The organism is Flavobacterium sp. J372, assembly GCF_024699965.1.
Taxonomy (GTDB): Bacteria; Bacteroidota; Bacteroidia; order Flavobacteriales; family Flavobacteriaceae; genus Flavobacterium.
Genome location: NZ_JAJOMZ010000004.1, coordinates 340,225 through 352,453 on the forward strand (window position 1 = coordinate 340,225; position 12,229 = coordinate 352,453).

Annotated in this window: 9 protein-coding genes; 6 read left to right on the forward strand and 3 right to left on the reverse strand. The window is 41.7% G+C overall.

Annotation, left to right across the window (positions count from 1 at the left end; all coding sequences use genetic code 11):
* Positions 1 to 16: 16 nt before the first annotated feature.
* The 5 genes from glmS to LRS05_RS02040 all read left to right on the forward strand — a co-directional run bounded on the left by glmS (position 17) and on the right by LRS05_RS02040 (position 7,433).
* Complete coding sequence (gene glmS / locus LRS05_RS02020; RefSeq protein WP_257866786.1) at positions 17 to 1,864, forward strand: glutamine--fructose-6-phosphate transaminase (isomerizing); 1,848 nt, start codon at positions 17 to 19, stop codon at positions 1,862 to 1,864.
* A gap of 73 nt (positions 1,865 to 1,937) precedes the next feature.
* Positions 1,938 to 3,764: a DUF4365 domain-containing protein gene (locus LRS05_RS02025; RefSeq protein WP_257866787.1), complete on the forward strand. Its 1,827-nt coding sequence runs from the start codon at positions 1,938 to 1,940 to the stop codon at positions 3,762 to 3,764.
* A 154-nt stretch (positions 3,765 to 3,918) separates the two neighbouring features.
* Complete coding sequence (atpD, locus tag LRS05_RS02030; protein ID WP_257866788.1) at positions 3,919 to 5,430, forward strand: F0F1 ATP synthase subunit beta; 1,512 nt, start codon at positions 3,919 to 3,921, stop codon at positions 5,428 to 5,430.
* A gap of 80 nt (positions 5,431 to 5,510) precedes the next feature.
* Positions 5,511 to 5,798: a F0F1 ATP synthase subunit epsilon gene (locus tag LRS05_RS02035; protein ID WP_257866789.1), complete on the forward strand. Its 288-nt coding sequence runs from the start codon at positions 5,511 to 5,513 to the stop codon at positions 5,796 to 5,798.
* 279 nt (positions 5,799 to 6,077) lie between these two features.
* On the forward strand, positions 6,078 to 7,433 hold the full coding sequence (locus LRS05_RS02040) for a sorbosone dehydrogenase family protein (protein WP_257866790.1): 1,356 nt from the start codon (positions 6,078 to 6,080) through the stop codon (positions 7,431 to 7,433).
* Positions 7,434 to 7,522: 89 nt separating this feature from the next.
* Here the strand turns inward: LRS05_RS02040 and LRS05_RS02045 are convergent, their stop codons facing one another.
* Both LRS05_RS02045 and LRS05_RS02050 read right to left on the reverse strand, forming a co-directional pair.
* Positions 7,523 to 8,482, reverse strand: coding sequence for an OmpA family protein (locus LRS05_RS02045; RefSeq protein WP_257866791.1), 960 nt, complete (start codon positions 8,480 to 8,482; stop codon positions 7,523 to 7,525).
* 21 nt (positions 8,483 to 8,503) lie between these two features.
* Positions 8,504 to 9,265, reverse strand: coding sequence for an exodeoxyribonuclease III (locus LRS05_RS02050; RefSeq protein ID WP_257866792.1), 762 nt, complete (start codon positions 9,263 to 9,265; stop codon positions 8,504 to 8,506).
* Between the two features lie 187 nt (positions 9,266 to 9,452).
* Here LRS05_RS02050 and LRS05_RS02055 point away from each other — a divergent pair, with 187 nt between their 5' ends.
* Positions 9,453 to 11,267 carry a lysophospholipid acyltransferase family protein gene (locus LRS05_RS02055; protein WP_257866793.1) on the forward strand — a complete coding sequence of 605 codons (1,815 nt, stop codon included), beginning with the start codon at positions 9,453 to 9,455 and terminating at the stop codon, positions 11,265 to 11,267.
* Here the strand turns inward: LRS05_RS02055 and LRS05_RS02060 are convergent.
* Positions 11,264 to 12,220 (reverse strand): 2-hydroxyacid dehydrogenase, encoded by a 957-nt coding sequence (locus LRS05_RS02060; protein ID WP_257866794.1) that lies wholly within the window; start codon positions 12,218 to 12,220, stop codon positions 11,264 to 11,266. The genes LRS05_RS02055 and LRS05_RS02060 overlap by 4 nt on opposite strands.
* Between the last annotated feature and the right edge of the window lie 9 nt (positions 12,221 to 12,229).

The following is a 12,229-nucleotide window of genomic DNA, read 5'->3' on the forward strand; positions in this document are numbered from 1 at the left end:
CTAACTGATAAATCGTATGTGTGGAATCGTAGGTTACATCGGGCACAGGGAAGCTTACCCTGTTATAATAAAAGGGCTTAAAAGGCTGGAGTACCGCGGGTATGACAGTGCCGGTATAGTATTGTGCGACGGGCAGGACCTGAAAATGTCTAAGACTAAGGGAAAAGTGTCTGACCTGGAAGCTAAGGCCGCAGCTGAAAATACTTCTGTGGGTACAATGGGTATAGGCCATACACGCTGGGCGACTCATGGTGTGCCAAACGATGTTAACTCTCACCCGCACTTTTCAAACTCAGGCAACCTTGTAATTGTGCACAACGGTATCATTGAAAATTATGAGCCGCTAAAGAAAGAGCTTAAGAACAGGGGTTACGTTTTCCATTCAGACACCGATACTGAGGTTCTTGTAAATCTTATTGAAGATGTAATGAAAAAGGACAATCTTAAGCTAGGCAAAGCCGTACAGGTGGCCCTTAACCAGGTTGTTGGGGCTTATGCCATTGCCGTGATGGACAAAAACCGTCCGCGCGAAATTGTTGCGGCACGCCTTGGCAGCCCATTGGCTATTGGTGTTGGCAAAGACGAATTCTTTGTAGCGTCTGATGCTTCGCCATTCATCGAGTACACAAGTAATGCAATTTATCTTGAAGATGAAGAGATGGCAATTATCCGCCTTCATAAGCCACTAAAAATAAGGAAGATACTTGATGATTCATTGGTAGACCCATATATCCAAGAGCTGCAAATGAACCTTGAGCAGATAGAAAAGGGCGGTTATGACCACTTTATGCTTAAAGAGATTTATGAGCAGCCAAATGTAATTAAAGACACCTACCGCGGAAGGCTTCACGCTAATGAAGGCCTTATAAGGATGGCAGGTATAGAAGATAACCTTCAGAAATTCATTAATGCCGACAGAATTCTTATCATTGCCTGTGGTACGTCATGGCACGCCGGCCTTGTGGCAGAGTATATATTTGAAGAGTTTGCACGTATACCTGTTGAAGTTGAGTATGCCTCTGAGTTCCGCTACAGAAATCCTATAATCCGTGAAACTGATGTAGTTATTGCGATTTCTCAGTCTGGTGAAACTGCCGACACGCTTGCGGCTATAAAGCTTGCAAAAGAGCACGGAGCATTTGTGTTCGGTGTTTGTAATGTAGTAGGTTCGTCAATTTCCCGCGAAACTCATGCAGGCGCTTACACACACGCCGGACCTGAAATTGGCGTTGCTTCAACAAAGGCATTTACAACGCAAATTACAGTGCTTACGCTTATTGCGCTTCGTTTGGCGCAGGCTAAGGGCACCATTAATAATTCAGACTTCCACCGTTATTTACAGGAGCTGGAGCTTATTCCTGAAAAAGTGGAAGAAGCATTGCAGACTAACGAAGTTTCTAAAGCAGTTGCAGCCATCTATAAAGATGCTTCAAACTGCCTTTACCTTGGCAGGGGCTACAATTTCCCGGTTGCGCTAGAAGGTGCGCTTAAGCTAAAAGAGATATCATACATCCACGCTGAAGGCTACCCTGCGGCAGAGATGAAGCACGGCCCTATCGCGCTTATTGATGAGCAGATGCCGGTAGTGGTTATCGCGCCAAGGCAGGAGCACTATGATAAGATTGTGAGCAACATACAGGAGATAAAATCACGCAGCGGTAAGATCATCGCTATTGTAACGCAGGGCGACGTACAGGTAAAAGAGCTTGCCGACCACGTTATCGAAATTCCTGATACGGTTGATGCGCTTTCTCCGCTTCTTACAACTATCCCGCTACAGCTATTGTCTTACCACATTGCGGTAATGAGAGAGTGTAACGTTGACCAACCTCGTAACCTGGCGAAGTCGGTTACTGTGGAGTAATCAATTACTTAAAACACTATATTTGAACCGCTAAGAGGAAACTCTTGGCGGTTTTTTTTAAATTTTATTTTATATGAGGAAAATATTTAATTCTAAACCAGCAAAGTTTCCTAATAATACTACTGAAGAACAAAATTCAGTGTATAAATTACTAGACATTTTAGATAAAAATCGTATAAAACCTGATCCAAAGCTTATCGACAAATTTCCCAATACTGATGGTGAAATTACTGTGGTTGATGAAGAGCAATTTCCAATTGGAAAATGCGAAATACAAATTAAAACCTTACCTGATTCAGATATTACTTCACCTTCACATCAATGTGATTTACCATTTTTAAGTTACTGTGAAAGTAGTTTGTTGCCAATTATTTTAATTATAGTTAATGCGAAAAATGAAATAGCGTTTTGGAAACATATTGATAGAGAAACTTTAAAAGAATTAGCTAAAAAAATCAAAGGTAAATCTATTGTACTCCATATCCCTCTAAATAATAAGGTAACACGTTCAGATAATTCATACGTAGAAGAATGGATAAAAATAGTCGAAAGTTATATACAGAAAAAAATAAATTCAGAGGTTCAAGAGGAATACGAAAAGAAATATAAAGAATTACAAAAAATCATCGACGAATATCCTAAACCTGTACATTCAATCGGATCTGAAAGTCTAAAAGCAATTAATATATTTATAGACACACTTAATAATGCACTTGATGGGGATTTTATATCTATAAAAGAGGTTGCTTTCTATGGATATTGGAAAATTAGCATTGCATACACTGATTTTAGCGATAAAAAGTTGTCTTTTGCCATCATTCCGATAAAATATGGGGATAATGATTTACTTATAAGAGAAGTAAAGTCCATGAACCCGTTAATAAGAAGCCGATTTACAAGAAATGTCATTAGCCACTATACTAATAACCCTATAAAACATGAACCGGTAGAATATGCATACAGTCTAATCAAAAAAGAAACTATAGAAATATTAGAAAATAAATCTTTACAACTCATATGTTATCAGTTAGCTATTGAATATATTACTGATTTTTACGATTATTCCAAAGAAATTCTTCCGGTTAAATTTCAAAACGAATTTGATGTAAATTACATGTTTAAAATTGTAAATTTTTATCTACCAATTTGGGCGGAGGAATTTTATTCTATAAATAAGAACGTATCATTAGATGATAAAATATACTTTAATATTGAAGATGCGTTTTGGTATGCTTCAGCGAAAGATAGAAAAAAGGTTACTGACAAAGCAATTAGTAGATACAATAAAAATGAGTATTGTATTAAAGAAATCATTTATACAAGTTCTGAATTTGCAAACGACTATATCTTGGATTCTTTGAAACTGCTATTATCACGTTCCATACAATCTTTCGAAAGACCTTTTTGTCCTAAGATATACAATGCAAGTAAATTCATTTGGGATTGGTATTCACCTCAAAATGCTTTTGAAAAACTTAAATTTATCTTTAATGAACTCCCGAAGGTTTACGATCTATTTTTAGAAACATATTTTCCTCGACTTCTTCATGATTTAAAATATTACAGTGACACAAATCTCATCATTATAAATATTAATTATAAAAATAAATTTGACTCGTTTGACGATTCTCCCAGTATCGAATTTTATTATTTTAAAACTGAACAAAATATAATACCACGTACAAGTATATATCTGAATTCTGAAGATTGCCCCATAAAAAGATCTGATATTTCTATGAGGCAGGAATTCGATATTGATGGTGTAAAATACAATATGACATCAGCATCATGGGGAGTTATTAACTATTTAGATGACAATTTTTCACTACAAAAATATTTGTATAAATTATTAAAAGAAAAATTTGAAAAGTATTTTAAATTAAAAACGAGTAATAATTAAACCAATTTCTCAAAAGTATTGTCGAATCTTCCCCTTCCATTACAAAAACCCAAAAATACTTTTGCATATTTCCCATTTAAAAAACTATCTTTGCACTCGGAAAAAAGAGGTTTTTTCTGAAAACGTAAATAGCTGTTTAATAAATACATAAGCAATGTCTAAAGTAATAGGAAAAGTTGCACAGATTATCGGGCCGGTTGTAGACGTGGTTTTCAACACGCAGAACGCTGAGCTTCCAAAGATTTATGATTCATTAGAAATCACTAAGAAAGACGGCACTAAGCTTGTTCTTGAAGTACAGTCTCACGTAGGTGAAGATACCGTGCGTACCATTTCGATGGACTCGACTGACGGCCTTAGCCGCGGCCAGGAAGTTATCGGTACCGGCGCTCCTATCCAGATGCCTATCGGCGGAGACGTTTTCGGACGCCTTTTCAACGTAATCGGCGAAGCTATTGACGGCCTTGGCGACCTTCCTAAAGAAGGCGAGAACGGACTACCAATCCACCGCCCTGCGCCAAAATTCGAAGACCTTTCTACATCGTCTGAAGTATTATTTACAGGTATTAAAGTTATCGACCTTATTGAGCCTTATGCAAAAGGTGGTAAAATTGGTTTGTTTGGTGGTGCGGGTGTTGGTAAAACAGTACTTATCCAGGAGCTTATCAACAACATCGCAAAAGGCCACGGTGGTCTTTCGGTATTTGCCGGTGTAGGTGAGCGTACACGTGAAGGTAATGACCTTCTTCGTGAGATGCTTGAATCAGGAATTATAAAATATGGTGATGATTTCATGCACTCTATGGAAAATGGAGGATGGGACCTTACCAAAGTAGATAAAGCAGGAATGAGGCAGTCTAAGGCTACCTTCGTTTTCGGACAGATGAATGAGCCGCCTGGAGCACGTGCACGTGTGGCGCTTTCAGGACTTACAATTGCGGAATACTTCCGTGACGGTGCAGGTGATGGCCAGGGTAAAGACGTACTTTTCTTCGTAGACAATATCTTCCGTTTTACGCAGGCAGGTTCAGAGGTATCGGCGCTACTTGGCCGTATGCCATCTGCGGTAGGTTACCAGCCTACGCTTGCAACTGAGATGGGTGCTATGCAGGAGCGTATTACATCAACTAAAAAAGGTTCAATTACATCGGTACAGGCGGTTTACGTACCTGCGGATGACTTGACCGACCCGGCGCCGGCTACAACTTTTGCCCACCTTGATGCTACTACAGTATTGAGCCGTAAGATTGCCGAGCTTGGTATTTACCCTGCGGTTGACCCACTAGATTCAACTTCACGTATCCTTTCTCCTTACATCCTTGGTGATGAGCACTACAACTGTGCACAAAGGGTAAAAGAGATACTACAGAAATACAAGCAGCTACAAGACATCATCGCTATCCTTGGTATGGAAGAGCTTAGCGAGGAAGATAAGCTTGCGGTAAGCCGCGCCCGTCGTGTGCAGCGTTTCCTTTCGCAGCCATTCCACGTAGCTGAGCAGTTTACAGGTATACCTGGTGTACTTGTAGATATTAAAGATACCATCAAAGGATTCAACATGATCATTGACGGTGAGCTTGACCACCTTCCTGAAGCGGCCTTTAACCTTAAAGGTACCATTGAGGATGTGATTGAAGCAGGCCAGAAAATGTTAGCGGAAGCGTAAAACGGTTTCGGGTTTCGGGTTTGTGGTTTCGGGTTCGCCCAACACGCAACACGCAACGCGCAACATATAACAAGAAAACTATGTTATTAGAAATAGTATCACCGGAAGGACATTTATTCAGGGGCGGCGTTACATCGGTAACCGTTCCCGGCGTAGATGGTGAATTCCAGATGTTGAACAACCACGCCAATATTGTTTCGGTACTGGCGGCGGGCACTGTAAAAATTGGTGTTCCTGATTTTAAGACCAACGGAGAGTTCACCTCGCCTAAATTCAACAAATCAGAGAAAGATCAGAAATTCCTTTTGCCAATCAAATCGGGCACGCTCGAAATGAAAGACAACCGAATTATTATACTGGTAGACTAGATTACATCAAACACAAATAGGAAACCCCTTTTCGGAAACGGAAAGGGGTTTTTGTTTGCTTGGATTAATGTACCAAAATTTGATGCTTTAAATTAATTACCAGTTGACTATACATGTCTTTTTAATCTGTGAGCATCTTGCAAAATCAGTTCAATCTGTGTTGCTGATTAAATCAATCCCCTATCTTCCAAACATTTATACTTTTATTAAGTAAAAAAATTCTTAGCTTTACAGTAACTACTAAAATCTGTACGCTATGAAAAAAATCTACTTTTATTATTGGGCATCTTAGGCTTCTGCGGATATGCGCAGACCATAGCCCTGCAGCAGTTCACAACAACCGTTTTTACCCAGCCGGTAGACCTTGCCCATGCCGGTGACTCTCGTTTGTTTGTGGTACAACAGGGCGGCGCTATACGAATTGTAAATGGCAATGGCACGGTAAACAGTGCAAACTTCCTAAACCTTTCATCATTAATAAGCACCGGAAGCGAGCGTGGCCTTTTAGGGCTTGCCTTTCACCCAAACTATGAAACCAACGGCTACTTTTATGTAAATTATACTAATACAGCCGGTAACACTGTAGTGGCACGTTACAGCCGCAGCACTACCAATCCGGATCTAGCAGATGCTTCAAGCGCGCAAATAATACTCACTGTTACACAACCATCATCAAACCACAACGGGGGCTGCATACGTTTTGGCCCTGATGGTTATTTGTACATTGGCATGGGTGACGGGGGCGGTGCAGGCGATACATCAAATTATGCCCAGAACATAAACTCATTATTAGGTAAAATGCTGCGTATAGATGTCGATAACGGCGCACCCTACAGCAACCCTTCAGATAACGCATTCCCGGGCGCTGTGGCGGGCGCAGACGAAATTTGGGCCACAGGGCTTCGCAACCCATGGAAATTCTCTTTTGACCGCGTTACAGGCGATTTATGGATAGCTGATGTAGGCCAGAACGCAGTGGAAGAAATAAATAAGGTTGCCGTGCTTACACCTGCGGGTAAAAACTTCGGCTGGAGGTGTTATGAAGGCAGCACAGTTTACAATTCGGCAGGCTGCGGCCCTGCGGCCAATTATACTATGCCTTTTGCGGAATACACTCAGGCATCTACAGGCGGCTGTTCTGTAACAGGTGGGATGGTTTACAATGGTACCGCTTACCCAAACCTGCAGGGTAAATATATTTTTGCTGACTATTGCAATAATAGAATAGGCATCATTTCATCGACGGGGACAATTACCTGGAGCAGTACGTTTTCAGGCAATAATTTTACAACTTTTGGAGAGGACATTAATGGAGAAATGTTTGTAATGGGACGAACCAGTGGCAAACTTTACAGAATAACTGATACTTCTGCAGGCACAGATAATTTCAGCAGTAATAACTTCGCTGTTTACCCTAACCCGTCAAAAGGTATTATAAATATAAAAAGCAACGGGACTACTTCACCTGCACAAGCTACTATTTTCGACATTACAGGAAAACAGGTTAGCAATGTCAGCCTGCAGCCATCACAAATAAACACAATACAAACCGGCAACCTGCCATCAGGGTTTTATGTAATGAACATTACAGACACGACAGGAGCTGTATATGTCCAGAAGCTTGCAGTACAGTAAGAAAAAAAATTGCCACGAATTACATGAATTTCGCTAATTAGATTAGTATGGATTTATGTAATTCGTGGCAAAAATATAGTTGAAATCTCTTAGATTTCGTTTAGCATTTTTGATATTTCATCAAGCTTTGGCGTCAGGATGATTTCAATCCTCCTGTTTTTAGCCTTGCCTTCAGCAGTATCATTTGTCGCAAGCGGGGCAAATTCGCCACGGCCTGCAGCCGTTAGGTTTTTAGGATCAACCTTTTTATTCTCCCGAATAATAGAAACTATTGCTGTAGCACGCTTGGTAGAAAGATCCCAGTTATTGGCAATTTGTCCGCCGCCGGCATAGGCATCATTATCAGTATGGCCTTCAATAAGCACTGCAATGTCAGGGTTATCAGCCAGTACTTTTGCCACCTCAACAACAGCCTTTTTGCCTTCAGGGCTTACTATCCAGCTGCCTGAGCCAAACAACAGTTTGTTTTCCATAGAAACATATACTTTGCCGTCTTTCTGGGTTACAGTAAGGCCTTTACCTTCAAAGCTGTTCAATGCTTTAGACAGCGTATCTTTCAGCTTCTTCATTGCCGCTTCTTTAGCCGCAATCATACCTTCAAGCTCATCTACGCGTGACGAACGGTCCTGAAGGTCGGCCTTCAGCTGGTTAAGCCTTTGTTGTTCGGCTGCCAAAGCTTTTTCTTTAGCCTCAAGCTGGGCAAGCAGCTCACGGTTCTTTTTCATGTTGCTGTCCAATGCATCACTGCTGTTTTTTTCCAGCGCATCATAAGACGATTTCAGGTTATCGTAATTCTTTTTGGTTGCAGCATAGTCAGCTGATAGCTTATCGCGCTCACCTTTTAGCTTTTCAAGCTGCGATTGCAGGTCTTTCAATTGCAGGTCAAGCGCATTCTTTTCTTTTGTAAGCACACCGTTTTCATCAGCGAGCGTACGGTTCTCTTTCTTTAGGTCGGCATACTTGTTTTCAAGGTCTTTATACACCTTTGAAGATACGCATGAAGTGGCCAGGGCCAGTGTAAGTATCCCTGCTGAAATTTTCTTAATCATTTATTAATCCTTTATCGTTCATTATTCAAATTCTACTAAAATAGGGCAATGGTCGCTATGCCGTGCGTCAGGCAGTATAGCGGCCCGGATAAGCCGGTCGCGCATGGGTTCGCTTACCATGGCATAATCAATCCGCCAGCCTTTGTTGTTATCGCGCGCATTTGCAAAATTGCTCCACCAAGTGTAATTATGCGGCTCTTTGTTGAAATGGCGGAAACTGTCTATAAACCCGTTGTTGAGGAACTCCCCAATCCACATTCTTTCATTCGGTAAAAAGCCTGAGACACGTGCGTTGCGTTTTGGGTCGTGTATATCAATAGCCTCATGGCAAATATTGAAGTCGCCGCATATTATAAGGTTTGGCGCTTCGGTTTTAAGATTTTCCACATATTGGTGAAAATCCCGCATGTACATAAACTTATGCTCATGCCTTGCCAGGTTGGTACCTGAAGGCAGATACAGGCTCATCACCGAAAAGGTGTCAAAATCCAGCCGGATGTTGCGCCCCTCAAAATCCATGTATTCTATGCCGGTGCCATAAACTACATTATTAGGCTTATGTTTACTAAAAATGGCAACACCGCTATAGCCTTTTTTCTGGGCTGAAAACCAATAATGATAAGGGTAGCCGGCGGCTTCAATTTCATGTACAGCAACCTGGTCTATATTCGCTTTGGTTTCCTGCAAGCAAATAATATCGGGGCTGGCAGCCTTAAGCCAGTCTATAAATCCTTTATTGAATGCGGCACGTATCCCGTTTACGTTATACGATATAATTTTCATGGTTTGTAAATCTTTTCAAAGATAGCCGAAATCAATGAAAGTTAAAATTTTAACACAAATGCTATTAACTACTTTATTAACAAGAGCATAGAGACTAAAACGATATAAATGCACTAAAAGTGCCCGCATACTTTAACCTTTGCAGAGAATTGTTATCTTTGCTTTTCGCCCGAACCAGTAAATATAGATGAGTTTAGTCACCGCCAAAGAAGTAGCAAAAGCCATAAAGACCGACAAATACGGTTTTTTAGGCACGTTTTCGGGGTGGCTGCTAATGAAAGCGCTGAAGATATCAACGCTAAACAAAATTTACGACCGCCAGAAAAACCTTCAGGGTACCGAATTCCTGAATGCAATTCTTGACGAATTCCAGATTAAATTTGAAATACCCGAAGAAGACCTGAAGCGCCTGCCGAAAGACGGCGCCTACATTACGGTTTCAAATCACCCGTTGGGTGGAGTTGACGGTATTTTGCTGCTTAAGCTAATGCTTGAGCGCGAACCGAATTATAAGATAATAGCAAATTTCCTGCTTCACCGTATAGAGCCGCTTAAGCCATTTATAATGCCTGTAAATCCGTTTGAATCGCACAAAGATGCCAAATCAAGCGTTTCGGGGATAAAAGATGCGCTACGCCATTTAAGCGATGGCAAGCCCCTGGGGATTTTTCCTGCCGGTGAGGTTTCTACCTACAAAGACGGGAAACTTGTTGTTGATAAGCCTTGGGAAGAGAGTGCTATAAAACTGATTAAGAAAGCTAATGTGCCGGTTGTGCCGATATATTTCCACGCCAAGAACAGTAAGCTTTTTTATTTCCTGTCACAGCTTAGCGACACGCTGCGCACTGCAAAACTGCCAAGTGAACTGCTTACCCAGAAAGACCGCGTGATAAAAGTGCGGATTGGCAAACCAATTTCGGTTGCGGAACAGAATGAACATGAAGGGCTTGATGCCTACTCTGAGTTTTTGCGGAAAAAGACCTATATGCTGGCCAACCCGTATGAAAAAGACACTAAGCTGCTTGACACGGCTAACCTTAACCTGAAGATAAACAGAGGGCCTAAGCAAATTGCCACAGCTACAACCATTGACAAGGTTATTACCGAAGTACAACAGTTACGGAAGAGCGATTTTCGCCTGTTGCAGAGCAAAAACTATGAAGTTTTCCTAGTCTCGGCAGATAAGATCCCGAACATACTTCACGAAATAGGCCGCCTGCGAGAGATAACCTTCCGTGAAGTGGGCGAAGGCACAAATGAGTCCCTTGACCTTGACCAATACGATAAGTTTTATCACCACATGTTCCTTTGGGATGATGACGCCAAAGAAATTGCCGGCGCTTACCGTATGGGCTTCGGACAGGAGATTTATAAAAAATACGGCATCGACGGTTTTTACCTGCATGACCTTTTCCGTTTTGAGCCGGAATTGTACGATATGATGTCAAAGTCTATTGAAATGGGACGCGCATTTATCGTAAAGGAATACCAGCAAAAGCCAATGCCTTTGTTCCTGCTTTGGAAAGGTATTGTGCACTGTACGCTGCGTTACCCGGAGCATAAGTTCCTTATCGGGGGCGTGAGCATCAGTAACCAGTTCTCGCAGTTCTCAAAATCGCTGATGATTGAGTTCATGAAATCGAACTACTATGACCCTTATGTTGCACAGTATGTTCACCCGAAAAAAGAATACAAAGTAAAGCTAAAGGACGCCGATAAAGACTTTGTATTTAACGAGGCCGAAGCCGACCTGAATAAATTCGACAAAATTATTGAAGAGATAGAGCCGGGAAGCCTACGCCTGCCTGTACTCATCAAAAAATACATCAAGCAGAACGCACGTGTTATAGCCTTTAATGTTGACCCGCTGTTTAATAATGCAGTTGACGGCCTGATGTACATACGAATTGCCGACCTGCCCGAAAGCACCGTAAAGCCTGTTATGGAAGAATTTCAGGCAGAACTGGAACGGAAATTGGCGGAAAAGGGTGAACTTTCCTAACCTACTTTATATAAAGCCTTAATCTTATCAACAATTACCTGTGCCAGGCGTTCGTGGCTTTCAAATGTCCAGCCGGCTATGTGGGGTGTAAGCAGTACATTATCTGCTTCAAGTAAATACCGGAATTCCTCGGGTATTTCTCCTTCAAACAAATGTTCGAAAGAGGATTTTTCATACTCCAGCACATCAAGGGCTGCGCCCAAGACCTTTCCTGATTGTAAAGCGTCTGCCAAATCTTTTGTCACCACACTTTTTCCCCGGGCAGTATTGATAAGCCAGAAAGGTTTCGCGAATGCATTAATAAAATCAGCATTCACCATGCGGTTTGTTTCAGGTGTCCAGGGCGTATGCAGGCTTACCACATCAGCTTTCTGCTGCAATTCCTGTAAAGATACCTGCCTTGCATTTTCATCGTCTACAGACGGTTTTATGTCGTAACACAGCACCTCAACATCAAAGCCTTTCAATTTCTTTGCGAAAGATTTACCCATATTGCCATAGCCGATGATGCCAACGGTTTTCCCGTCAAGTTCGTGCCCGCGGTTAGCCTCTCGTACCCATTGCCCGCTGCGTATCTGTCTGTCGGCGCGGTTAAGGTTATTAAAAAGTGATAGGAGCATACCCAGCGCCTGTTCGCCAACAGCATTACGGTTGCCCTCGGGTGCGGCGATAAGGTGTATGCCTTTACTCTCGGCATAATCACAATCAATACTTTCCAGCCCTGCCCCAACCCTTGCTATGAACTGCAGGTTTGCAGCCCTATCCAGAAATTCCTTATCAATATCAAACCGGCTGCGGATTACGATGCCATGGTATTCGTGGATAATAGCATCTATCTCTTCTTTGGAAAGTTTGTAACCCTCAATATTTTGAAAACCGGCTTCTTCAAGCTGTTGCCAGAGTGTAGAATGGTTGGAATCTATATGGAGGATTTTTACGGGTTGTGAGTTCATTAGCTGTAC